Source organism: Streptomyces sp. NPDC031225, from assembly GCF_055570355.1.
On the sequence record NZ_JBVIHJ010000003.1, the window covers coordinates 135,992 to 159,136 of the forward strand.

At 72.2% G+C, this 23,145-nt stretch carries 23 protein-coding genes; 11 read left to right on the plus strand and 12 right to left on the minus strand.

Annotated features, from left to right (window positions below; genetic code table 11):
- Positions 1 to 8 precede the first annotated feature (8 nt).
- Complete coding sequence (locus ACZ48Z_RS06170) at positions 9 to 536, minus strand: SMI1/KNR4 family protein (protein ID WP_468734602.1); 528 nt, start codon at positions 534 to 536, stop codon at positions 9 to 11.
- A gap of 201 nt (positions 537 to 737) precedes the next feature.
- Here ACZ48Z_RS06170 and ACZ48Z_RS06175 point away from each other — a divergent pair, with 201 nt between their 5' ends.
- Positions 738 to 1,709 carry an NAD-dependent epimerase/dehydratase family protein gene (locus tag ACZ48Z_RS06175; protein ID WP_468734603.1) on the plus strand — a complete coding sequence of 324 codons (972 nt, stop codon included), beginning with the start codon at positions 738 to 740 and terminating at the stop codon, positions 1,707 to 1,709.
- On the opposite strand, the gene ACZ48Z_RS06180 is transcribed toward ACZ48Z_RS06175, so the two are convergent.
- From ACZ48Z_RS06180 to ACZ48Z_RS06195, 4 genes are read right to left on the minus strand one after another with little or no spacing between them, the layout of a single operon-like run.
- Entirely contained in the window at positions 1,699 to 2,178 is a 480-nt protein-coding gene (locus ACZ48Z_RS06180) for an RpiB/LacA/LacB family sugar-phosphate isomerase (protein WP_468734604.1), read from the minus strand. The genes ACZ48Z_RS06175 and ACZ48Z_RS06180 overlap by 11 nt on opposite strands.
- Before the next feature lies 1 nt (position 2,179).
- Positions 2,180 to 2,902 carry an NUDIX hydrolase gene (locus ACZ48Z_RS06185; RefSeq protein WP_468734605.1) on the minus strand — a complete coding sequence of 241 codons (723 nt, stop codon included), beginning with the start codon at positions 2,900 to 2,902 and terminating at the stop codon, positions 2,180 to 2,182.
- Positions 2,895 to 4,139, minus strand: coding sequence for an ROK family protein (locus ACZ48Z_RS06190; RefSeq protein WP_468734606.1), 1,245 nt, complete (start codon positions 4,137 to 4,139; stop codon positions 2,895 to 2,897). The genes ACZ48Z_RS06185 and ACZ48Z_RS06190 overlap by 8 nt, the downstream gene beginning before the upstream one ends.
- Before the next feature lie 36 nt (positions 4,140 to 4,175).
- The gene (locus ACZ48Z_RS06195; RefSeq protein WP_468734607.1) at positions 4,176 to 4,817 is read right to left on the minus strand and encodes an alpha-ketoglutarate-dependent dioxygenase AlkB family protein; all 642 of its coding nucleotides are present in this window, start codon (positions 4,815 to 4,817) and stop codon (positions 4,176 to 4,178) included.
- Between the two features lie 68 nt (positions 4,818 to 4,885).
- Here ACZ48Z_RS06195 and ACZ48Z_RS06200 point away from each other — a divergent pair, with 68 nt between their 5' ends.
- Complete coding sequence (locus ACZ48Z_RS06200; protein WP_468734608.1) at positions 4,886 to 6,028, plus strand: methyltransferase; 1,143 nt, start codon at positions 4,886 to 4,888, stop codon at positions 6,026 to 6,028.
- 17 nt (positions 6,029 to 6,045) lie between these two features.
- Complete coding sequence (locus ACZ48Z_RS06205) at positions 6,046 to 6,825, plus strand: class I SAM-dependent methyltransferase (protein ID WP_468734609.1); 780 nt, start codon at positions 6,046 to 6,048, stop codon at positions 6,823 to 6,825.
- Here ACZ48Z_RS06205 and ACZ48Z_RS06210 read toward each other — a convergent pair.
- A complete protein-coding gene (locus ACZ48Z_RS06210) occupies positions 6,803 to 7,654 on the minus strand; it encodes a class II fructose-bisphosphate aldolase (RefSeq protein ID WP_468734610.1) in 852 nt (283 codons plus the stop codon). The genes ACZ48Z_RS06205 and ACZ48Z_RS06210 overlap by 23 nt on opposite strands.
- 8 nt (positions 7,655 to 7,662) lie before the next feature.
- Positions 7,663 to 8,547 carry an SIS domain-containing protein gene (locus tag ACZ48Z_RS06215; protein WP_468734611.1) on the minus strand — a complete coding sequence of 295 codons (885 nt, stop codon included), beginning with the start codon at positions 8,545 to 8,547 and terminating at the stop codon, positions 7,663 to 7,665.
- Between the two features lie 202 nt (positions 8,548 to 8,749).
- Between ACZ48Z_RS06215 and ACZ48Z_RS06220 the strand changes: the two genes are divergently transcribed.
- Both ACZ48Z_RS06220 and ACZ48Z_RS06225 read left to right on the plus strand, forming a co-directional pair.
- The gene (locus ACZ48Z_RS06220; RefSeq protein WP_468734612.1) at positions 8,750 to 10,570 is read left to right on the plus strand and encodes a glycoside hydrolase family 15 protein; all 1,821 of its coding nucleotides are present in this window, start codon (positions 8,750 to 8,752) and stop codon (positions 10,568 to 10,570) included.
- Positions 10,571 to 10,652: 82 nt separating this feature from the next.
- Positions 10,653 to 11,528 (plus strand): PhzF family phenazine biosynthesis protein, encoded by an 876-nt coding sequence (locus ACZ48Z_RS06225; protein ID WP_468734613.1) that lies wholly within the window; start codon positions 10,653 to 10,655, stop codon positions 11,526 to 11,528.
- Positions 11,529 to 11,766: 238 nt separating this feature from the next.
- Here ACZ48Z_RS06225 and ACZ48Z_RS06230 read toward each other — a convergent pair whose 3' ends face one another.
- From ACZ48Z_RS06230 to ACZ48Z_RS06240, 3 genes are read right to left on the minus strand one after another with little or no spacing between them, the layout of a single operon-like run.
- Positions 11,767 to 12,522, minus strand: coding sequence for a cupin domain-containing protein (locus ACZ48Z_RS06230; RefSeq protein WP_468734614.1), 756 nt, complete (start codon positions 12,520 to 12,522; stop codon positions 11,767 to 11,769).
- The gene (locus tag ACZ48Z_RS06235) at positions 12,516 to 13,442 is read right to left on the minus strand and encodes a DUF6807 domain-containing protein (RefSeq protein WP_468734615.1); all 927 of its coding nucleotides are present in this window, start codon (positions 13,440 to 13,442) and stop codon (positions 12,516 to 12,518) included. Before ACZ48Z_RS06235 ends, ACZ48Z_RS06230 begins: the two co-directional genes overlap by 7 nt.
- Positions 13,439 to 14,551: a Gfo/Idh/MocA family protein gene (locus ACZ48Z_RS06240; RefSeq protein ID WP_468734616.1), complete on the minus strand. Its 1,113-nt coding sequence runs from the start codon at positions 14,549 to 14,551 to the stop codon at positions 13,439 to 13,441. Before ACZ48Z_RS06240 ends, ACZ48Z_RS06235 begins: the two co-directional genes overlap by 4 nt.
- A gap of 212 nt (positions 14,552 to 14,763) precedes the next feature.
- On the opposite strand from ACZ48Z_RS06240, the gene ACZ48Z_RS06245 reads away from it, so the two are divergent.
- Positions 14,764 to 15,579 (plus strand): PEP/pyruvate-binding domain-containing protein, encoded by an 816-nt coding sequence (locus tag ACZ48Z_RS06245; RefSeq protein WP_468734617.1) that lies wholly within the window; start codon positions 14,764 to 14,766, stop codon positions 15,577 to 15,579.
- Here the strand turns inward: ACZ48Z_RS06245 and ACZ48Z_RS06250 are convergent.
- The gene (locus ACZ48Z_RS06250) at positions 15,573 to 16,361 is read right to left on the minus strand and encodes a class I SAM-dependent methyltransferase (protein WP_468734618.1); all 789 of its coding nucleotides are present in this window, start codon (positions 16,359 to 16,361) and stop codon (positions 15,573 to 15,575) included. The genes ACZ48Z_RS06245 and ACZ48Z_RS06250 overlap by 7 nt on opposite strands.
- A gap of 159 nt (positions 16,362 to 16,520) precedes the next feature.
- Here ACZ48Z_RS06250 and ACZ48Z_RS06255 point away from each other — a divergent pair, with 159 nt between their 5' ends.
- The 5 genes from ACZ48Z_RS06255 to ACZ48Z_RS06275 all read left to right on the plus strand — a co-directional run bounded on the left by ACZ48Z_RS06255 (position 16,521) and on the right by ACZ48Z_RS06275 (position 22,609).
- Positions 16,521 to 17,726: a sensor histidine kinase gene (locus ACZ48Z_RS06255; RefSeq protein ID WP_468734619.1), complete on the plus strand. Its 1,206-nt coding sequence runs from the start codon at positions 16,521 to 16,523 to the stop codon at positions 17,724 to 17,726.
- Positions 17,723 to 18,370, plus strand: a complete 648-nt coding sequence (locus tag ACZ48Z_RS06260; RefSeq protein WP_468734620.1) for a response regulator — start codon at positions 17,723 to 17,725, stop codon at positions 18,368 to 18,370. Before ACZ48Z_RS06255 ends, ACZ48Z_RS06260 begins: the two co-directional genes overlap by 4 nt.
- Positions 18,371 to 18,530: 160 nt before the next feature.
- Complete coding sequence (locus tag ACZ48Z_RS06265) at positions 18,531 to 19,670, plus strand: GNAT family N-acetyltransferase (RefSeq protein WP_468734621.1); 1,140 nt, start codon at positions 18,531 to 18,533, stop codon at positions 19,668 to 19,670.
- A gap of 184 nt (positions 19,671 to 19,854) precedes the next feature.
- Positions 19,855 to 21,084, plus strand: coding sequence for a DegT/DnrJ/EryC1/StrS family aminotransferase (locus ACZ48Z_RS06270; RefSeq protein WP_468734622.1), 1,230 nt, complete (start codon positions 19,855 to 19,857; stop codon positions 21,082 to 21,084).
- Between the two features lie 76 nt (positions 21,085 to 21,160).
- Positions 21,161 to 22,609, plus strand: a complete 1,449-nt coding sequence (locus ACZ48Z_RS06275; RefSeq protein ID WP_468734623.1) for a glyceraldehyde-3-phosphate dehydrogenase — start codon at positions 21,161 to 21,163, stop codon at positions 22,607 to 22,609.
- Between the two features lie 117 nt (positions 22,610 to 22,726).
- On the opposite strand, the gene ACZ48Z_RS06280 is transcribed toward ACZ48Z_RS06275, so the two are convergent.
- Positions 22,727 to 22,924: a hypothetical protein gene (locus ACZ48Z_RS06280; protein ID WP_468734624.1), complete on the minus strand. Its 198-nt coding sequence runs from the start codon at positions 22,922 to 22,924 to the stop codon at positions 22,727 to 22,729.
- Between the last annotated feature and the right edge of the window lie 221 nt (positions 22,925 to 23,145).

Consider the following 23,145-nt stretch of genomic DNA (forward strand, 5'->3'; position numbering starts at 1 on the left):
GCCGCCGCTCACCGGCAGAGGGCGTCGATGTCCTCGGAGAACGTCGGGAACTCCGACCGGGCGGCGCTGACGATGTCCCGGGTGGTGCGGCGCGGGGTGGTCGCGTGGCGCTCGGCGATTTCGGTCAGCGCGGTGCTCGGGCGGGCGTCGTACTGCTCGTACTCCACGACCTCCATCGGTCCCAGGCCGTCGGCCAGCACCCACAGGAAGTCGGACAGGCCGGCCGCCACCACGCCGCGTTCGCCCTCGGAGCCGAGGAACACCACGGGCTGCTCGGCGAGGGGCCGCCCGGGCCGTACGCACCACAGGGCGGCGAGACCCCCGGTGCCGTCCTGGCCGAAGACCCGGTAGGCGTCACCGTCCAGTTCGTGGTTGCCGGTCCAGTGGCGGATCCAGTCGGTGGTCTCCTCGGCGGAGTCGAAGGCGTCGTACGGCTCGAAGTCGACGCCCTCGCCGTCGTCGTAGTCGAACTCCACGCGGGCCACGTCGGCCAGGGCGGGCGGGAAGGCGCGGTCACCCTCAGTCGTCTCGAACATGCCCCGCAGGCTAACCGCCGCCACTGACAACGGTCCTGGGACACCGAGATGTCCACCGAAGGCCGGAGTTTCGCCGCGGCGGCCGGCGCCTCGTGGGCGGGCCCGCGGTCCGCGGGGCGGGAGTGGCTGGGGCAGGATGTGCTTGAGCGACCGGCCTTCGAGCGTGGCGCAACCGTCCCGCCCGGCACTGAGGGGATACGCATGCGAGTCGTCGTCATCGGCGGAAGCGGGCACATCGGCACCTTCCTGGTCCCCCGGCTGGTGCGGGCGGGCCACGAAGTGACCAACATCAGCCGTGGCACCCGCACCGCCTACATCGACGCCCCCGAGTGGCGGCAGGTGCGCCAGGTCACCGCCGACCGGGACCGGGAGGACGCCGAGGGCACCTTCGGCGACAGGGTGGCCGCGCTGAACCCGGATGTCGTGGTCGACCTGGTCTGCTTCACCCTGGAGGCGGCCACCGCGCTGGTCGAGCGGCTGCGCGGCGAGGTCGGACACCTGCTGCACTGCGGCACGGTGTGGCGCTACGGCCCCAGCCACAAGCTGCCGATCTCCGAGAGCACGGGCACTCCGCCCATCGGTGAGTACGGCATCCAGAAGGACCGGATCGCACGGATGCTGAAGGAGGAGTCCGCCTCCGGGGGCCTGGTGACCACATCCCTGCACCCCGGGCACATCGTCGGTCCCGGCTGGCAGCCGATCGGTCCGCTCGGAAACCTCGACCCCGCGGTCTGGTACGCGCTCTCGGCGGGCAGGACGCTTCAGATCCCGGGCAGCGGCGTCGAGCTGATGCACCATGTGCACGCCGACGACGTGGCCCAGGCCTTCGAACGGGCGATGGAGCACCGGGACGCGGCGGCCGGTGAGGACTTCAACGTCGTCGCCCCCACCGCGCTCAACGTCCGCGGGTTCGCTCACGTGGCAGCCGGCTGGTTCGGCCGGACCGCTTCACTGGAGCCGGTGACCTGGGAACAGTTCCGAAAGACCACGGCCCCCGAGCACGCCGAGGCGAGCTGGGAGCACCTCTCCCGCAGCCAGTGCCTCAGCATCGAGAAGGCCAGGACCCTCATCGGCTATGCGCCGCGGTACGAGCCGGAGACCGCCGTACTGGAGTCGGTGCGCCGGCTGATCGACCGCGAGGAGCTGACGGTGGCGGGCGCGCTCAGCGCCTGACCGGGCGCGCTTGCGGAAACTGGGCCCGGCCGGCGTCCAGGCGTCCCACCCGGGCCACGTTCTCGCGGTCCTCGGCGTCCTCGCTCGCCTCCGCGGCGAACCAGGCGTCGAGGATCTCCTTGAGCAGGGGCTCGGAGGTGAGGCGGAGGCTGAGGGCCAGGACGTTGGCGTCGTTCCAGCGGCGAGCCCCGTCGGCCGTGTACGCGTCCGTGCACAGGGCGGCCCGTACGCCGGGAACCTTGTTCGCCGCGATCGAGGCGCCGGTACCGGTCCAGCAGCACACGACGGCCTGGTCGGCCGTCCCCGCGGCCACCTGACGGGCCGCGGCCTCGGAGCAGACGGCCCACTGCGGGTCGTCGCCGGGACTCAGGGCGCCGTGCACAGCCACGTCGTGGCCCCGCGCGCGCAGCTCGTCGACGAGGGCGCGCGCCACAGCTTCGTCCATGTCCGAGGAGACGGAGATCCGCATGTCACGAGCCTACTCGGCGGTTCCTCCAGGCGAGCACGGGTTCCAGGTAGAGCACGTGGGGGCCGACGAGGTCCGGCAGGTCGGCCGGGGAGCCGACGAGGGCGATCCGGTCGAACTCCGGGACTCGTCCCCGTGCCGTCTCGGCGGCCACGAGCGCCGTGAACCGTTCGTGGAGGCGGGACGCGGGCAGGGGCGGCGCCAGATAGTGGACACCGACCTGGCCGTCCTCGCCGTGGGTGACCAGACACCGGGTGAGCGCTGCGGCCGGGATGCCGACGCCCGTCTCCTCGGCCAGCTCGACCGCCGCGTGGCGGCGCAGCGCGGGCTCGTCGAGCGGCTCGTCGCCGGTGGGCGGCTCCACCGATCCGCCGGGGAACTGCCAGCGGCCGGGCGCCGCGGTGGACGCCGACATGCGGCCCACGAGCACGCGCCCGTCGTGCGTCGGCTGCACCACGCTCACGAAGAGGGACCGCAGAGGGGTCGCACCCGGGACCCGGCGCAGGGCGAAGTAGCGGTAGGTGGTGCGGGACCAGGAGACGACCAGGTCCTCACCGGCGTCACGCGCAAGCCCCGCGCAGAGCACCACCGGGCCGTCGAAGAGGGCCGGGTTGGCCAGGACGGCGTCGTCCCACGCGCGGTTCATGGCCGCTCGCTGCTCGGCCGGGACGGTCGGTGGGGCGACCTCGACCAGACGGAGTCCCGCCGCCGTCAGCAGTTCAGGCACGGGTCAGTGACCCCAGCGGGTCGTCCAGCACCGGCTGCCACGCCAACTCGGCCGCCCCCACCAGGCTGTTGTGGTCGAGGGTGCAGGCCAGGATGGGGACGCCGCCGCTCTGTCCCCACAGGCTGCGCTCGGCGACGACCGCGCGCAGGCGCTCCGGGTCGGCGTCCAGGAGGGTGCGGTGGAGGCCGCCGAGGATGATCCGGTCCGGGTTGAGGATGTTCACCAAGCCGGCGAGCCCGAGGCCCAGGCGGTCGATCAGTGCCTCGGTGGCCGCACGCACGGCGGGGTCGTCGTAGTGGTTGCGGACGAGGTCGTTGGCCTGCTGGAGCAGGGACAGCTCGGGGCCCGGCGCGAGTCCCGTGGCCGTGAGGAACGCGAGCGGGTCGGCCTCGACGTCCAGGCAGCCGCGGCTGCCGCAGTAGCAGGGGCGGCCCTCGGGGTTGACGGTGAGGTGCCCGACTTCCAGCGCCAGGCCCGAACTGCCGGTGTGCAGGCGCCCGTCGAGCACCAGCGCGCCGCCCACGCCCCGGTGGCCGGTCGCCACGCACAGCAGGTCCCGGGCGCCGCGACCCGCGCCGTGCCGGTGCTCGGCGAGCGCGGCGAGGTTGACGTCGTTGCCCGCGAAGGCCGGTCCGGTGATGCCGGCGGCGCGCACGCAGTCGTCGAAGATGCGGCGGACGGGGGCGCCCGCGGGCCATGCCAGGTGGAGGGGGTTGAGGGCGAGCCCTTCGGGTTCGGCGACGGCGGAGGGTACGGCGAGTCCGGCGCCGACGCAGCGCCTGCCGGTCGTGCGCAGCAGGTCGGCGCCCGCCTCCACGACGGAGCCGAGGACCTTGGCCGGATCGGCGTCGACGGTCTCGCAGCCGGGTGCGGTGGCGACGATACGGCCGCCCAGACCGACCAGGGCCGCCCGGAAACCGTCGGCGTGCACCTGTGCGGCCAGGACGACGGGGCCCTCCTCGGCGACCGCGAGGCGGTGCGAGGGCCGGCCCTGGGAACCGGCGGCCGCGGTGGGCCGTGCGTCGACGCGGATCAGGCCGAGCGCCTCCAGCTCGGCGGCGACCGCCCCGGCTGTGGCCCGCGTCACGCCGAGTTCGGCGGTGAGTACGGCCCGGGTGGGCGCGCGTCCGGTGTGCACGAGTTCCAGAGCGGGTCCGAGCGCGCCGCGCCCCCGGTCCAACCGCGCCCTCGAGGTGGTCCCTTCCCCCGCCGGCCGGGGGTCCGCCTTGCCGCTCATGAGGGCGAGTCTCCCATGATCCGTTGGCGGCACGGGCTACAGGCCACTGACCCGCAGCGTGATGTTCAGCCGTCCCGTCAGCCCCAACTCGGGCGGCGCGGTACCCGGATGCACGCGGGGTACCCCGTGGTACGCGAGTCTGGACGGGCCGCCGAACACGAACAGGTCTCCGCTGCGCAGCTCGACGTCGGTGTACGGCCTGGTCCGGGTCTCGGTGTTGCCGAAGCGGAAGACGCAGGTGTCGCCGAGGCTCAGGGACACCACGGGCGCGTCCGACCTCTCGTCGCTGTCGCGGTGCATGCCCATGCGGGCGTCGCCGTCGTAGAAGTTGACCAGTGCGATGTCGTACGGCGCCTGCTGCGGGCCGAGGGTGTCGCGTACCGCTTCCCGGCCCAGTTCGCCCAGCCAGTGGGGGAAGGGCTTCACCGGTGCGCCGTCGCCGTCGGTGACCGTGAGGGCGTAGCCGTACGGGTACCAGTGCCGGCCCAGGCACACCTGCCGGGCCGTCATCGTGCCGCCGCCCGGGGTGCGGACCGTGCGCAGTCCGGCCGGTGGGCGCGCCCACTCGCGGCAGGCCGCCACCAGCTCGCGCTGCCGGTGCGGGTCCAGCCAGTCCGGGAGGTGCACCGCGCCCGGCGCGACCTCCGTCCGGGGCCTGGGGAACAGCTCGGCATCCATGGGTTCCATCCTGCCCGAGCGGGCCTGAGCTGCGACTCCGATAGCCTGGGCCCACGATGGACGACCGTATGACGACCCCCTGGGGCGAACTCGCGCTCACCCGCTTCCCCGACGACCCGCGTGATCGGCTGCGCGCCTGGGACGCCTCCGACGAGTATCTGGTCAGGCACCTCGCGGCCGAGGATGTGCCCCTGACCGGCGCGGTCGTGGTGGTCGGGGACCGCTGGGGTGCTCTGGTCACGGCGTTGGCGGCGCACCGGCCGGTCCAGATCTCCGACTCGTTCCTCAGCCAGGAGGCGACCCGGGCGAACCTCGCGCGCGCCGGCGTCGAACCGGGCACGGTCCAGTTGCTCTCCACACAGGACCCGCCGCCCGGCCGCGTCGACGTCCTGCTGGTGCGGGTGCCGAAGAGCCTGGCCCTGCTGGAGGACCAGCTGTCGCGGCTGGCGGCCGCGGTGCACGAGGGCACGGTCGTCGTCGGGACCGGCATGGTGAAGGACATCCACACCTCGACGCTCCGGTTGTTCGAGCGGATCCTCGGGCCGACCCGCACCTCGCTCGCCGAGAAGAAGGCCCGGCTGATCTTCTGTGAGCCGCAGCCGTCGCCGGCGCCGCCCGCCAACCCCTGGCCGTACGGCTACACGCTTCCGGACGGCATCGGTGCCGTCTCCGGGCGGCCTGTCGTCAACCACGCGGGTGTCTTCTGCGCCGACCGGCTCGACATCGGCACCCGCTTCTTCCTCCAGCACCTCCCCGACAGCCCCGAAAGCCCCGACGCCCGCCGGATCGTGGACCTGGGCTGCGGCAACGGCGTCGTCGGCACCGCGGCGGCCCTGGCCGACCCCGGGGCCGAGGTGCTGTTCGTGGACGAGTCCTACCAGGCCGTGGCCTCGGCGGAGGCGACGTACAGGGCGAACGGCATGCCCGGACACGCGGAGTTCCGTGTCGCGGACGGTCTGACGGGCGTCCCCGACGGCAGCGTCGACACCGTCCTCAACAACCCGCCGTTCCACTCCCACCAGACCACGACCGACGCGACGGCCTGGCGGATGTTCAGCGAAGCGCGCCGGGCGCTGCGGCCCGGTGGCGAGCTGTGGGTCGTCGGGAACCGTCACCTCGGCTACCACCTGAAGCTGCGGAAGCTCTTCGGCAACAGTCAACTGGTCGCCGGAGGACCGAAGTTCGTGGTGCTGAAGGCCGTGAAGCGCTAGCCGCTACCGTGGCACGCATGTCTGATCCCTCGGTGCGCGCCTTCTACGACTCACTGGCTCCCGACTACCACCGGATCTTCGCCGACTGGGACGCGAGCATCGCGCGTCAGGCGGCGGTGTTCGGGCGTCTGCTGGAGGACGGTGTGGGTCCGGGTCCTCACCGGGTCCTGGACTGTTCGTGCGGGATCGGGACCCAGGCGATCGGGCTGGCCCTCGCCGGGCACCGGGTCGTCGGCAGCGATGTCAGTCCTGTCGCCGCCGCACGTGCCACGGCGGAGGCGGCGGCCCGCGGAGTGCCGGTGCCGACGGCCGCCGCGGACATGCGCCGGCTGCCGTTCGCGCCGGACGTCTTCGACGTCGTCGTCTGCGCCGACAACTCGGTGGCGCATCTGCTGACGGGCCCGGACGTGGCCGCCTGGCTCGCGGGTGTGCGACGGGTGCTGCGGGACGGTGGTCTGCTGGTGCTCACCGTGCGGGACTACGACGAGATCCGGCGGACCAGGCCCCGCGCCGCGCCGGTCCAGATCTCCGAGAGCCCCGACGGCGGCCGGGTGATCACCGTCCAGTTGTGGCACTGGCACGAGGACGGCGAGCGCTACGACCAGGAGTACGTCCGGTTGGTGCCCGGCGACGGGGACGACTGGGCCGTCCGTGTCCGCCGTACGACCTCCTGGGCGCTGACGCGTTCACAGCTGACGGAGTTCGTGACCGCGGCCGGTTTCGTCGACGTCCGTTGGCATGACCCCGCGGCCTGCGGGTTCTACCAGCCCGTCCTCACCGCCCGAGCAGCCCGATGATCCGCCGGGCCGCCTCGGCCATCGCGTCCCGCCCGACGCTCAGGTACTTCCGCGAGTCGACCGCCTCGGGGTGAGCCGCCAGGAACTCCCGGATCGCGCCCGTCATGGCGATGTTGAGCGCGGTGCCCACGTTGACCTTGGCGATGCCGCCCGCGACGGCCGCGGTGAGTTCGTCGTCGCGGACTCCGGAGGAGCCGTGCAGGACGAGGGGGACGTCCAGGGTGGTGGCCAGGCGTTTCAGGAGGTCGTGGTCGAGGGTGGCGCTGCGTTCGGTCATGGCGTGCGTGCTGCCGATGGCCACGGCGAGGGCGTCGACGCCGGAGTCGGCGACGAAGGTGCGGGCCTCGGCGGGGTCGGTGCGTGCCCCGGGGGCGTGGGCGTCCAGCGGAGGCACGCCGTTCTTCCCGCCGACCTCGCCCAACTCCGCCTCGATCCAAAGGCCTTGGGAGTGCGCCCAGTCGGCTGCGGCTCTGGTGGCGGCGAGGTTCTCGGCGTAGGGCAGCCGGGCCGCGTCGTACATCACGGAGCTGAAACCGGCGTCGGCCGCCTGGCGGAGCAGTTCGTCGCTCTGGACGTGGTCGAGGTGCAACGCGACGGGTACGGCGGCTCGTTCGGCCGCCGCGACGGCGGCACGGGCGAGCGGGTGGAGGCGGCCGTAGCGGAACTTGACGGCGTTCTCGCTGACTTGCAGGACGACGGGCGCCTTCAGGGGCTCGGCCCCGGCGATGACGGCCTCGACGTGTTCCAGGGTGATGATGTTGAAGGCGGCGACGGCCGAGTGGTCGGCGGCGGCGCCGGCGACGAGTTCGGCGGTGGTGGCCAGGGGCACGACGTCTCCTAGGGGCGGGCGAGGATCACCGATCGGGTGAGGTGGCGGGGCTGGTCCGGGTCGAGGCCGCGGGCCGCCGCGACGGCCACCGCGAGGCGCTGCACGCGGACCAGTTCGGCCAGGGGGTCGAGGGTGCCCGGCACCCACGTCCCGCCGGTCTCCCGCACCTGTTCGGCGAGGCCGTCCGGCGCTTCGCCGAGCATCCAGGTGGCGGTGCCGTGGGTGGTGATGCTGATGGGGCCGTGCCGGTACTCCATCGCCGGGTACGCCTCGGTCCAGGCGAGCGAGGCCTCGCGCATCTTCAGTCCGGCCTCGTTGGCCAGTCCCACCGTCCAGCCCCGGCCGAGGAAGGTGAACTGGGTGCAGCCGACGAGCCCTTCGGGCAGGGGTGTCGCGAGGGCGGTCCGGGCGTCGGCGACGACGCTGTCGTGATGCAGGCCCAGGTGGGCGCGGAGCAGAGTCAGGGCCGTGGTGGCGAACCTCGTCTGGACCACGGACTTTTCGTCGGCGAAGTCGAGGACGACCACGTCGTCGGCCACCGCCATGACGGGGGTCTCGGGGTCGGCGGTGAGGGCGGTCGTGCGGGTGCTCCCCTTCACCTGCCGGAGCAGGTCGATGACCTCGGTCGTGGTACCGGAGCGGGTGAGGGCGACGACGCGGTCGTATGTGCGCCCGTACGGGAACTCGGACGCGGCGAAGGCGTCCGTCTCCCCCAGCCCCGCGCCCTCCCGCAGCGCCGCCACCGCCTGCGCCATGAAGTACGAGGTGCCGCACCCGACGATCGCGACCCGCTCCCCGGGCGCCGGAAGCGCGCCTGTGTGCCGCACCGCTTCCGTCGCCGCCCGGGTCCAGCATTCCGGCTGACTGGTCAGCTCGTCCTCGACATGGGTCATGCCACACCTTCCATCCATCTGATTGTTCGTGCAAGATATAGCGACCTTTCAAGCATAATCAAGCATTCGAGCGCAGTGAGGTGCAGTGAATCCTGGTGACGTACGGCGTCACCGTGCTCGGCGGGACGGTCCTGGCGGTCTGGGGGCCGTTCTCAGGACACCCGTGACCGATCCTGCTTAGGCTGATCCGCAGGAGGCTGCGATGAGCGGATCACGCGGGCACGACACGGGCTACCTGCCGATCGCCGAGCACGGGCTGATCGGCGATCTGCGCAGCGTGGCCCTGGTCGGGACCGACGGGACGATCGACTGGTACTGCTGCCCGTCCTTCGACGCCCCGAGTGTCTTCGCGTCGATCCTGGACACGGAGCGCGGCGGCCGGTTCGAGCTGGCGGCGGCCGTGCCCGCGCGGACCAAGCAGTTCTACTTCCCCGACACCAACGTCCTGATCACCCGCTTCTACACCGAGGACGGGGTGGGCGAGGTCCAGGACTTCATGCCCGTCGACGACAGCGCGGTGGAGACCGAGCGGCACCGGCTGATCCGCCGGGTGCTGTGCGTCCGCGGCTCGATCCCGTTCCGCACGCGGGTGGCGCCGCGCTTCGACTACGGCGCCCGGCCGCACACCCTCCGCATGGTCGGGGACGTCGCGGTCTTCGACTCCCCCGAGCTGTCCCTGGGGCTGACCGCGACCGTGCCGCTGGAGCCCGAAGGGCCGGACGTACGCGCCGACTTCAAGCTCTCCGAGGGCGAGTCGGCGGTGTTCGCGCTGGACCAGGTCGGCGGCGAGGTGACCCCGCGCCGGTGTGCGCACACCGAGGCCGAGGAACAGTTCAGCAGCACGGTCGCCTACTGGCGGCACTGGCTGTCCGCCTCCAAGTACCGGGGCCGCTGGCGGGAGATGGTGCACCGCTCCGCCCTCACCCTCAAGCTGCTCACGTACGCGCCCACCGGTGCCATCGTGGCCGCGCCGACCACGAGCCTGCCCGAGCAGCTGGGCGGCGAGCGCAACTGGGACTACCGGTACGTGTGGGTGCGGGACGCCGCCTTCTGTGTGTACGCCCTGCTGCGGCTCGGCTTCACCAGCGAGGCCGAGCAGTTCATGGACTTCCTCATCCGGCATGTCAGCCCGGAAGGCCACGGCCCCTCGGGGCCCCTTCAGATCATGTACGGCATCGACGGCCGCACCGATCTGACGGAACGTGAACTCCCGCATCTGGAAGGACATCAGGGCTCCGCGCCGGTCCGGGTCGGCAACGCGGCGGCCGACCAGCTCCAACTCGACATCTACGGTGCCCTGATCGACTCGATCTACCTCTACGACAAGTGGGCCAAGCCGATCTCCAGCGGCCAGTGGGACGACGTGTGCACCCTCGTGGAGTGGGTGTGCGGGAACTGGGACCAGCCCGACGAGGGCATCTGGGAGACCCGCGGCGGCCGTAAGAACTTCCTGTACTCACGACTGATGTGCTGGGTGGCGATCGAGCGGGCGATCCGGATGGCCAACCGGCGCGGTCTGCCCGCCGACCTCAACCGCTGGCGGGAGTGCCGCGACTCGATCTACCGGCGGATCATGAAGCGCGGCTGGTCCGAGACCCGGCAGGCGTTCGTCCAGCACGAGGACGGGGACGTGCTGGACGCGGCCGTCCTGATGATGCCGCTCACCAAGTTCATCGCGCCCACCGACCCCAAGTGGCTGTCCACGCTGGACGCCCTCACCCAGGAGCTGGTGTCGGACTCCCTCGTCTACCGCTACGACCCGCTGGCCAGCCCCGACGGGCTGCGTGGCGACGAGGGCACGTTCTCGATCTGCTCGTTCTGGTACGTCGAGGCGATGGTGCACGCCGGGCGGATCGACGAGGCACGGCTCGCCTTCGAGAAGATGCTCACCTACGCCAACCATCTGGGCCTGTACGCCGAGGAGATCAGCAACACCGGCGAGCAACAGGGCAACTTCCCGCAGGCGTTCACCCATCTCGCCCTGATCAGCGCGGCGTTCAACCTGGACCGGGCCCTCGGCTGAGGACCCGGCCCGGGTTTCCCGCAAACAACCTCGGTGCGTGCCCCGCGGAATAGCCGTGGACCCGCCCCACGTTGGTGCCGGCATGACGACGAACCCGCAACGGCCCGAGGTACTGCGATACACCGCCTTCTCCCACAGCCCCGAGGGCGGCAACCCCGCCGGTGTCGTGCTGGACGCCGCCACCCTGGACGACGGTGACATGCTGGCCATCGCCGCCGAGCTCGGGTACTCGGAGTCGGCCTTCCTGACCGCGCCGCCGAAGGGTCTGGAGGGCCCGGAGGGGCGTACGTTCAGCATCCGTTACTTCAGCCCCAAGGCCGAGGTGCCGTTCTGCGGGCACGCCACCGTCGCGACCGCCGTCGCACTCGCGGAGCGGATCGGCCCCGGGGAGCTGGTGTTCTCGACGCCCGCCGGGACCGTACCGGTCGAGGTGACCGAGCAGGACGGAGCGGTGAGGGCCACGCTCACCAGCGTCGAACCGCACATCGAGGGGATCTCCGACGCCGACCTCGCGGAGGCGCTGGCCGCGCTCGACTGGCCGGCCGCGGATCTCGACCCGGCGTTTGAGCCCCGGATCGCGTTCGCCGGCGCCCGCCATCTCGTCCTCGCGGCGGCGACCCGTGGCCGTCTGGCGGATCTGGCGTACGACTTCGCCCGTCTGGAGGCTCTGATGCAACGACTGGACCTGACCACGGTCCAGTTGGCGTGGCGGGAGTCGGCCACCGTGTTCCACGTCCGTGACCCGTTCCCCGTCGGCGGCGTCGTCGAGGATCCGGCGACGGGCGCCGCAGCCGCCGCGTTCGGCGCGTACCTCCGCGAACTCGGCCTGGTCCCCGACGACGCCGTCCTCTCCCTGCACCAGGGTGTGGATCTGGGCCGCCCCGGCGAACTCACGGTGACGTTGCGCGCGGGCGACCCGCGGATCCGTGTCGGCGGCGCAGGGGCCCGCATCGGCTGAGGCGGCGCCGGACAGGCGGGCGGCCGTACACGGCGTCAGCGGCCGCCTGCTCGTGGGGCGCCTCGTCCACTGTCGCCGCCCCGCCCGTCCGGACCGTGAACGCTGCGGTGTGGACCCTGCACCCGTGCTCGCAGTCGAGGAAGAGCCGGTAGGCACCGCTGCTGGGCGCCGTGGCCGCGAAGGAGACGTGTGGGCCGGTATGCAGGAGGGGTGCGGTCCCCTCGCAGAGCGAGCGGTGTCACTCGCCGCGGTACGGCAGCGTCGTGCCCGGCAGGTTGTACTCGTCCCGTCGGCCGCACATCCCGAAGCCGCCGAGCCGGGTGGGCGCCGCCTCGTAGGCGGTCGCCTCACCGAGGTACGCGGGTTCGCCGGAGGCCAGCGCGTCGAGCTGGGCGCCGGTGCGCTCGGCGGTGGCCAGCGCGCCGGCCCGCCACAGCTCGCGCCAGCCGGTCACCTTCTCCCGCACCAGGCGGGCGGCGGCCCGCTGGAACTCCCGGTACGGGCCGTCGTCCCCGGCGACCAGTGCCTCGCGCAGGCCGAGGTAGCCCTCGACGGCGAGGTCCCGGCGTTGTCGGGCGGCCGCGGCCGTCTCCGGTCCCCCGCCGGGCGGGAGCTGGGCGGCCTCGGCGTACCGCGAGGGGTCGGCCAGCACCTCGGGCGGGAAGGTGAAGACGGCGTCCCCGGCCTCCGGGAGTCCGCTGTTCTGCATCAGCACGGTGATCCGCAGGTCGCCGCCCTGGACCATGCGGTGCACGGTGCCCGGCGTGAACCAGGCGACCGAGCCCGGCTCCAGGGGGATCTCGCGGTAGCCGTCGGGGCTCAGTGTCTGCACCGCGCCCCGGCCGCCGGTGACGACGTACGCCTCGGTACACACAAGGTGGAGGTGCGGGCTGCCGCCGCAGACGCCGTCGGCGGCCTCCCAGTCGTAGGCGCTCAGGTGGGACAGCCCGACGGCGCCGGGCAGCGGGCGGGGAAGCTCCGGCCCGGTCACCACGGGAGCCCCTTCAGGTGGTCACCGACCCGTTCGGTGTCCCAGGCGCCGTCTGCGACGACCAGCCGGTAGCGGTACTCGAAGGACTCCCCCGGCGGCAGTTCGAACGCCTCGAAGAACGCCCACGAGTAGGCGACCGTCGGGAAGGGCTCGGAGCGCACGAACCAGTGCGACTCGTGGATCGCGCTGTTCGCGTCCAGGTTCTCGGGGGCGTGCGCGAAGACGAGCGTGGAGTGCGCGTCCACGTCGTCGTGCTCGGTGGTGAAGGCCAGCCAGGGGCTCTGGCTGCCCATCAGCTTGTCCGCGTCGGCCTCCGTGTCCGGGGCGAAGACCGTCCCGCCGGTGAAGTCGCGGGGGCCGCGCCACTGGAGTCCGGTATAGCCGGCCATCTCACGGCCCGCGGTGGTCGGGGAGCCGAAGGCGAGGGGTTCGTCGCGGGTGTTGGTGAGGCGGATCGACCAGTCCAGGGCCCAGGAGCCGGACTCCTCGTCGACCGAGTGGACGGTGATGCCGCGGACTTCGCGCGCCCACTCGGTGCCGCCGTTCTCCACCCAGGTGAGCTCCTCGGCGAAGGTGAGGCGGTCGTCGTCGACCGCGAGCACGGGGAAGCCGTCGTGCCGCATCGAGCCGACGCGCTCCGGCAGGGGCAGATAACCCTGCCCGTGGACATAGCAGTTGCCGCCCCAGAAGTTCTGCCCGGACAGATGGCTGGCCGTCATCTGCAGGCCCTTGTGCCAGCGGTGGTCGTTGGGCCGGTAGCCGGTCACCGTGTTCCCGGCGAGGGTGCGCACCGGGTGGGCGTACGGCTTCCTGGCCTCGAAGGCCTCGGGGTCGGGTCGGTAGACGTAGCGGAGGATCTCCGTGCCGTTCGCCGCCTCGACGGCGATGTGTTCGCCGTGGACGTGGCTGACGCGGATGCTCATGCGCGCTCCTTGGGGGCCCAGTGGGGGTGGTCGCCGTGCATGGCCGGGTAGAAGGGGTCGCCGGGCGCGACCTCACCGGCGTGCACGGGCTGCCCCGTGAACGCCGACTTGTAGAGCGCGGCGGCGAACTCGAGGGTGGCACGCGCGTCGGTACCGCTGCCGGGAGGCCTGACACCGTTGTCGTACGCGTCGAGGAGCGTGCCGAGCTGGGACGTGTGCGAACTGGGTACGTCGGAGGCGGGCGTGCGCCAGGCGTCGGCGCGTTCTGCGGCGACATGGGGGGCGGGGGTGTAGGTCCAGTCCTCGTTGCGATGGCCGTACAGGTGGGTGAGTTCGACCGTCGCGTCGGCGCAGTCGATGCGGATGCGGCTCACCTCGTCGGGTGACAGCACACTGTTGACGACGGTGGCGAGGGCGCCGTTCTCGAACCGGACGAGGGCCGTGGAGACGTCCTCGCTCTCGGTGTCGTGGACCAGCCGGGCCGCCATGGCGCGGATCTCCGCCCACGGGCCGAGCAGGTGCAGGAGAAGGTCGTACTGGTGGATGCCGTGCCCCATGGTCGGGCCGCCGCCCTCACTGGCCCAGGTCCCGCGCCACGGTACGGCGTAGTAGGCGGCGTCCCGGTGCCAGGTGGTCTGGCAGTGCGCGACCCGGGGCGCGCCGAGCTCGCCGCTCGTGAGGAGTTCGCGCGCGTGGACGGCGCCGGAGCCGTAGCGGTGCTGGAAGACGACGGAGGCGTAGGCCCCGGATGCCTCCTCTGCCGCCGCGATCTCGTCGTACTCGGCGAGCGACAGCGTCAGCGGCTTCTCGCACAGCACCCAGGCGCCCGCCTTGAGCGCGGCCACGGTCTGGTCCCGGTGCAGCGACGGCGGGGTGCCGATGAGGACCAGGTCGGGGCGTACGGCGTCCAGCATCTCGTCCATCGAGGTGTACCCGGCGACCCCGTCGCCGGCGAGCTCCTGGAAGGCGTCGAGCCTGCCCTGGTCCACGTCCACGGCGGCGACCAGTTCCACCCGCTCTGCGTGGGCCCTGAGCGCGGGCAGATGGCTGCCGCTGACGATGGCGCCGGTGCCGACCACGGCTGCGCGGCGGCGGGCTGGACGGGGCATACGGTCCTCCTCGGGCGTCCGGTGCGGGGACGCTGACGTGCGGGGAAAGCGCTTGCTCCCCGGAGACGACCCTAGATCCCCGGCGATTGTCCTAACAAGACCCCGAGCCGTTATCGGCACACCGCGCATACCATTTATTTGCTTGACTCAAGTAACTCAAATATGCTTGCCTGACTCAAGTAATGGAGATGACAGGATTCGGGGAGCAGTTCATGGGAAATCCGCTGGCGCAGCTCGCCGTGGTGGCGCTCGACACGGAACAGGCGAAGAACCCGGCCGTCACGGGCGCCGAGGCCGCCGACCTGGCCCGGTCCGCCGTGGCCGGGCTTCCCGTGCCGCCGGGATTCGTGCTGGTGCCGGCCGACCGCGCGCCCGGCGCACCCGCCGGTGCGGAAGCCGTGCGCGGTGTCTGGCAGGTCCTCGACGACATCGCGGAGGCCCTGGTCGTCAGATCCTCCTCCGCTCACGAGGACACCGAGGAGACCTCGACGGCCGGCCGCTCCGGCCCGGTGCCCGACGTACGCGGCTGGGAGGCGTTCCAGGACGCCGTGCGGGCCGTACTGGACTCGGCGCGGCACGCGCAGCCGCCGGAAGGCACACCGCCGGACGACGGAACGGCGGTGCTGGTGCAGCCGATGCTGCGGGCGGCCGTCAGCGGAGTGCTGTCCACCGCCGACCCGCTCACGGGTCTCACCGACCGGATCCTGGTGACCGTGGTGCACGGCGGACCCGACCGCCCGGTCGACGGCGGCACGCGGGGCGTGCGCTACGAGCTGACCCGCTTCGCCCGGCTGGTGCGGACGGAACCAGCCGAACCGGCCGGGCAGCGGCTGCTGCCCCACCGGCGGATCGCCCGGCTCGTGTCACTGGCGAAGAAGGCCGAGCGGGTCTTCGCAGGGCCGCTGGACCTGGAGTTCACCTTCGACGTCGACGGGAAACTGTGGCTCTTGCAGGCGCGGCCCGCCACGTCGGCCGCGAGACCCGTACGCGGGACCAAGGACGACGGCCCGGCGAGATCCCGTCACTGAGGCCGCGGCACACCGTGGGTCACCCTGATCTTGGACTGGCCGTGCGGGAGTTCCTCCCAGTCGTCCATGAACCGGGCCAGCAGACCGTGCCGCTCGGCGAGGGCGACGAGCGTGTCGGCCCGGTAGTAGAAGTCCTCCCGGAGCACCTGGTGCTCCTCGCCCTCGGTGCGGTCGAAGGTGAAGTCGAACCAGCCGCCGGGGGCGAGCACCCGGCCGACGTGGGCCAGACACTCCTCGATCACCGGGAGCGGCGAGTGCGAGAAGACACTGTGCGCGTGCACGACGTCGAAGTGGGCGTCGGGCAGGAACCGAAGGGTGAGGTCGCGGACCGGGGTCAGGTTCGGCAGCCGCTTCTCCAGCCCCATCTCGACGATCGTGTCCTGGGCGGCGAAGAGGATGTCGGGCGAGATGTCGATCCCGTGGTAGCGGCCCGGCTCCAGATGGCGGATGAACCGCCAGCCCCCGCGCAGGTTGCCGCAGCCGATCTCCAGCATCCGGTGCTCGGGGCGCAGGCCGTGGCCGAGCAGGTAGTCGAACTGCATGGCCCCGAGCGCCATCCAGCGTTCCCGGTTGCGGCTGCCGACGGCCGCGTCCGGATCGGCGCGGGTGTCGGAGCGCATCACGGCCCGGTAGTAGGAGACGTGGTCCGGGTGGCGGTGGCCGAGCCACAGGTCGCGGGCCACGCGGACCAGGTGGCGGGGCACGCGGTCGGGATGGCGCAGGGCGTAGCCGACGCGGTGGCCGAGGGCGGCACGGTTGGCGGTGAGGTTCTTGGCTGGCATCCTGAGGCCTTTCGGAGGTCGTCGCTCTCCTGCCAGCCTCGGTGCGGAAGCCCGGACTCCGGCTCGGTCGACCGGCTGGTGCCGCGAGGAGGTTCGGGTGACCGCCATGTCGGCCGATCGGTTGATGCGGCCCCTCGGCCCCGGCGATAGACACGGAACATGAACCACACCGATCCGGACGAGCGCTGGCTGGGCGCGGTCGTGCACGGCGCGTTCTTCCTGCTGCTGGGCTCGTCGTTCGTCCGCTTCCTGAGCCGCGACCAGGGCGGAGCGCCGACCGGGCCGGTGGTGGCGCTGTTCGCCTTCTTCTGTCTGCTCTACGTACTCGGGCAGCTGCTGGCCCCGCCGCCCCGCCCGGGGCTGCCGCCCACCCGGCGTCATCTGGTCTGGCTGGGCTCGATCACCACCGTCTGGGTCCTCCTGCTCGTCGTCACGCCGAGCGCCACCTGGTGTGTGATGCCCCTGTTGTTCGCCGGGCTGCACGCGCTGCCGCCGAGGATCGCGGTGCCCTCGGCGGCCGTGCTCACCGCGCTGGTCGTGCTCTCCGAGATACGGGTGGCCGACGGACCGCTCAACCCCAACATGGTCGTGGCCCCGCCCGCCGTCGCCGCGGTCGCCACCGCCGTACTCGTGCACCTCCAGCGCCAGGGCGCCCGGCAGCGGCTCCTGATCGAGGATCTGGTGCGCACCCGGCGCGAACTCGCCGTCACCGAACGGCGGGCCGGTGTCCTGGCGGAACGTCAGCGGCTGTCCGCGGAGATCCACGACACCCTCGCGCAGGGACTGTCCAGTCAGCGGATGCTGCTCCAGGCCGCCGAGCGGGTATGGGACACCGACCCGGCGGCGGCCCGGGAACACGCCCTGGCGGCGGCCGAGATCACCTCGCACAGCCTCACCGAGGCTCGCCGTTTCGTGCACGACCTGGCCCCGGCCGACCTCACGGAACGCTCCCTGGCACAGGCGCTCGGGGAACTCGTCCGGCGCGAGAACGGCCCGGGGCTGACCGTGGAGTTCCGGCTCGACGGGGCGCCGGGCCCGCTGCCGGAGCGCGTCGCGGCGGCGCTCCTGCGCATCGCCCAGGGTGCGCTGGCAAACGTACGGGAGCACGCGGCGGCGACCAGGGCCGCGCTCACGCTGACCTGGCTGGACGATCAGGTGTCGCTGGACGTCGCCGACAACGGGCGGGGCTTCGAGACCGGCGGGCCCGGGCGTCCCCGGCCCGTGTCGCCGCGTGGGCACGGACTCCCCGCCATGCGGATCCGGGCCCGCCAGGCGGGCGGCACCCTCACCGTGGAGTCCACTCCGGGAGAGGGGACCGTGGTGTCGGTCGCCGTCCCGTTCACGGTCGAGGAGCCCGCCCTGTGAGTACGTCGCAGCCCTCCTCCCCCGTCCGGCTCCTGCTCTGCGACGACCATGCAGTCGTCCGCGCCGGTCTGCGCGCCCTGCTCTCCAGCGCCGGCGGCATCGACGTCGTCGGGGAGGCGGCCACCGGCGAGGAGGCGCTCGCCATGGCGGCCCATCTGAACCCCGACGTCGTACTGATGGATCTTCAACTCGACGGCGGGATGGACGGCGTGACGGCCACCCGGATGCTGACCGCCCGCGGGGCGCAGGGCCCTCGCGTCCTGGTGCTGACCATGTTCGACACCGACGCCGACATCACCCGGGCCATCGAGGCGGGCGCCACCGGCTATCTGCTGAAGGCCGAACAGCCCGAGGAGTTGTTCACGGCGATCCGCGACGCCGCGACCGGCCGCGGCACGCTCTCCGCCCCGGTGGCCGACCGGCTGCTGACCCGGTTGCGCAGCCCGCGCCCGGGTCTGTCGGCACGCGAGCAGGACATCCTCGCGCAGCTCGCCCTCGGCCTCGGCAACCGGGAGATCGCCCGCGCCCTGTTCATCAGCGAGGCGACCGTCAAGACCCATCTGGGCCGGATCTACGGCAAGTTGGGCGTCGAGACCCGGGCGGGCGCGGTGGCGGTCGCCAAGGAACGACGGCTGCTGGGTTGACCGGCCGCGGGAACCAGGAGTATCCGATCCGCACTCTTCCGTTACGGCAGACACCCTTGACAGCATGCGTACTGGTTGGCGACGTTTGGTCCTTGCCGACATTTCGTTCGGCGGGACGCGGATGCCGCGTCGTGGGGGGAATTGGGGGGAGCGGTCGCCCATGCGATCCATGAGCAGTGACACGGACATATCGATCCACAGACCCGAACAGCTCGGCACCTCGCTCCGCACGGCCTGGCACCGGGCGATGGATGAGTCCCAGGACTATGCGAACCCGTTCCTGGCACCGGAGTTCGCGGCCGGCATCGGCAGACACCGCGGCGGCGCCCGGGTGGCGGTCCTGCACCAGCGTGGTGAGGCCGTGGGCTTCCTCCCGTACGAACGCACCTCCTTCGGTGTCGGCCGGGCCATCGGGCTCGGCCTCTCCGACTGCCAGGGCCTCGTGCACCGTCCCGGGGTCACCTGGGAGACGCGGGCCCTGCTCAAGGCCTGCCGGCTCTCGGTGTTCGAGTTCGACCACCTCGTCGAGGAGCAGCGGCCGTTCGCGCCGTATGTCACGGGGACGTTCGCCTCTCCGGTGATCGATCTGAAGGTCGGCAGCGACGACTACCCGGAATGGCTGCGCGGCGCGTACCCGGGGCTGGCCAAGACGACGCTCAAGAAGGAACGCCGGCTCGCCCGCGACCTGGGCGAGATGCGGTTCGTGTTCGACGAGCGGGACCCGCGGGTGCTGCGCACCCTGATGCAGTGGAAGTCGGGCCAGTACCGCAGGACGGGCCGGATGGACCGGTTCGCGCGGCCGTGGATCGTGGGCCTGGTGGAGGACCTGTTCCAGGTCCGCGAGGAGCACTTCACCGGTCTGCTGTCGGTCGTGTACGCCGGCGACCGGCCGGTCGCCGCCCACTTCGGACCGACCTCGCGCACGGTGTTCGCGCCCTGGTTCACCGCGTACGACCCCGAGTTGAGCTACTACTCCCCCGGCCTGATCATGCACCTGCGGATGGCCGAGGCGGCGGGCCGGCGCGGGGCGCGGCTCATGGACATGGGGCGCGGCGACAAGGAGTGGAAGGACTGGCTCAAGACCCGTGAGCTGCGTGTGGCGGAAGGATTCGCCTCCCGCCCCCATCCGGTCGCCACGGCGCACCGCCTGTGGCGCCGCCCGGTGCGGGGCCTGCGCAACACGGTCAACGCCCACCCGGCCCTGCGCGAGCCCGCCGACCGCCTCCTGAGGACCGTCGGCACGCTGCGCACGTCCGCACACTCCCCGGACTCCGGCAAGGCGGGCCCGATGGCGAGCTGAGCGCACCTGCTCGGTCCACCTGCGGGGCACCTTCGCACCGCCCTGCCGGTTCGCCCGCGACGCCCTGGAACCGCCCTGACGGTTCGCCCGAAGCACCCCCTCGCCCCAGGGACGCGGGTGTGCCGCTCTCCCCTGCACCGTCCTCCTCCGGACCTTCTCCGGACCATCGACACAAGGGGTGCCGATGCCCTACGGCTCACGGCTGGCCGCGACGATGACACGGCGACTGGGACGCGAGTGCGTGTACACGCCCTCGGCCCGGCTGGCCCTGTACCTGGCGTTCCGGCGCTGGTGCCGGCCGGGCGGGCGCGTGCTCATGTCACCGGTGACCGACGACGTGATCCTCTTCGTGGTCCTCGCGGCCGGCCTGCGGCCCGTGCTGGCCCCGGTGTCCGCGTGGGACGGCAACATCGACCCGGCCGCCGTGCCGGAGCCGACCTGGCACGGCGTGGACGCCGTCCTGACGGCCAACCTGTACGGCGTTCCCGACCGGGTCCTCGAACTGCGGCGCCGCTGCGAGCAGTTGGGGATCCCGCTGTTCGAGGACGCGGCGCATGCGATCGGCAGCCATGTGGACGGGCAGCCCATCGGGACCTTCGGCAGGGCGGCGGCGTTCAGCCTGTCCAAGCACGTGGCGGGGATGGCGGGCGGATTCCTCGCCGTCGAGAACGCGCGCACGCGCCGGGAGCTGGAACTGCTGCGGGACGATCTCCTGACCCCCGGCAGGCTGCGCCAGGACATCACCACGACGCTCCGCCCGCTGGCCCGGTCCGCCGTACGGTCGCTCCATCTGGTGCGCCCGGTGTGGCGGACCATGGAACGGCTGGGGCTGATGGAACGGGACGCGTTCCGGATGGCCCTGCACGCACCGCGGCTCACCGCGTCCGCGCGGGAGGCGCCGAGCCTGACGGCGTACGAGCCGTGGGTGCGGGTCGACCTGCACGGCTACCGCTCCCGGCACGGCGCGCTGGTCCGGGGCCAGCTGAAGCTGCGGATGGCCCGCCTCGACGAGGACCTCACCCGGCGCAGGGCCGGGGTCGCCCTGCTGGCGGGCACCCCGTGGGCGTCACCGGCGCTGCGGGAGCGGACCGTGCACGACGGCCCCCTGCCGCTCTTCCGGGTGCCGCTGCTGGTCCAGGACCGCGACGCCCTGGTCCAGCGGCTGGTGCGGCACGACGTGGTCTGCGGCTACCTCTACGATCCGCCGCTGGACGACTACGCGGGCGCGGAGTTCGTCGAACCCTCCCCCGACCCGGCAGCCGCCCGCTGGTTCGCGGCGCACGCGCTCCCCGCGGATCCGCTCCAGGCCCGCAGGATCATGGCCGCGTTCACGAAGGAGCGGGTGGCCGACGCACACCCCTCGCTGCTGCGGCCGGTTCCGGACGCCGCACCGCCCCGGCTCCTGGGGCCGTGAACTGCGACACCCCGCCGATCGATCAGAACACCAGAGGGTTAGCATATGAGCGCTGCCTAGCTCGAAAGAGAATTCTGTGACTGTCAAGGACGACTCGTTCACCGACTGGAAGAACCGCGAGGAGATCGCGGAATCGATGATCCCGATGATCGGGAGGCTGCACCGGGAGCGGGACGTCACCGTTCTGCTGCACAGCCGTTCCCTGGTGAACAAGTCGGTGGTCAGCATCCTCAAGACCCACCGGTTCGCCCGGCAGATCGCCGGTGCGGAGCTCTCCGTCACCGACACCCTGCCGTTCGTCCAGGCGCTCACCGCGCTGGACCTCGGCCCCTCGCAGATCGACATCGGCCGGCTCGCCGAGATCTACCAGACCGACGACCGCGGCCTGTCGGTGGCGGAGTTCACCGCCGACGCCGTGGCCGGCGCGACGGGCGGCAACAAGATCGAGCGCCGTGAGCCGCGGGACGTCGTCCTGTACGGCTTCGGACGCATCGGCCGCCTGGTGGCCCGGCTGCTGATCGAGAAGGCGGGCTCCGGCAACGGTCTGCGGCTGCGTGCCATCGTCGTCCGCGGCGGCGGGCGAGCCTCCGAGGACCTCGTCAAGCGGGCCTCGCTGCTGCGCCGGGACTCCATCCACGGCCAGTTCCAGGGCACGATCACCGTCGACGAGTCCCAGGGCGCGATCATCGCCAACGGCAACACCATCAAGGTGATCCACGCGAACGACCCGTCCGAGGTCGACTACACGGCGTACGGCATCAAGGACGCCATCCTCATCGACAACACCGGCAAGTGGCGCGACCGCGAGGGCCTGGCCCAGCATCTGCGCCCCGGTATCGACAAGGTCGTGCTGACCGCGCCGGGCAAGGGCGACGTCCCCAACATCGTGCACGGCGTCAACCACGACACGATCAAGCCGGACGAGCAGATCCTGTCCTGCGCGTCCTGCACCACCAACGCGATCGTGCCGCCGCTGAAGGCGATGGACGACGAGTACGGCGTGCTGCGCGGCCACGTCGAGACGGTCCACTCGTTCACCAACGACCAGAACCTGCTGGACAACCACCACAAGGCCGACCGCCGGGGCCGCTCGGCTGCGCTCAACATGGTCATCACGGAGACGGGCGCCGCCTCCGCCGTGGCCAAGGCGCTGCCCGACCTCGATGCGCCGATCACCGGCAGCTCGATCCGGGTGCCGGTGCCGGACGTCTCCATCGCGATCCTGAGTCTGCGGCTGGGCCGCGAGACAACCCGAGAGGAGGTCCTCGACCACCTCAGGAACGTCTCGCTGACCTCGCCGCTCAAGCGCCAGATCGACTTCACGACGGCCCCCGACGCGGTCTCCAGCGACTTCATCGGCTCCCGCCACGCCTCGATCGTCGACGCCGGCGCCACCAAGGTCGACGGCGACAACGCGATCCTCTACCTCTGGTACGACAACGAGTTCGGCTACTCCTGCCAGGTCATCCGCGTCGTCCAGCACGTGTCCGGCGTCGAGTACCCGACGTATCCGGCGGCGCTCTGACCTCGGCGGAGCGCGGCTTAGGCCGTCGGGCCCGCCAGGCCGGCGCAGCCGACAGCATGGACCGTCAACGGGCCCCGGATCCACGGATCCGGGGCCCGTCGGGCGCGGTGTGCCGGTTCAGGCGACGAAAGCGGACGCCTTCGCGTTCGCCGCGACGCCCTCGAGCGAGGCGAACGCGTCGACGTCGGCGCACACGGCGAGCGGTCCGGCCTCGACGTGGAGACCGACGGCGGCCGCGACGGCCACGCCACCGGAGATGCTGTCGAGGTCCGTGTCGTGGATCTCGGTGGTGTCGATGCGGGGGGCGGAGTTCATGTCGCGCGGTTCCTTTCAAGGAAGCGATGTCGAGGACGGCCCCCGGATCGAAGCATGAGCGGGGCAGCCCTGCCAGTCACCCGCCACCGGCCGCCACGAGCGGCTTCACCGGCGTCGCGATCCGCTCACCGAACACACCCTTTCCTTCACGCGCTCCGCCGTCGCGGCGGCACGCAAAGGGCGTGGGGCGGGACAACCACGGTCACGACCGGGACTTTCAC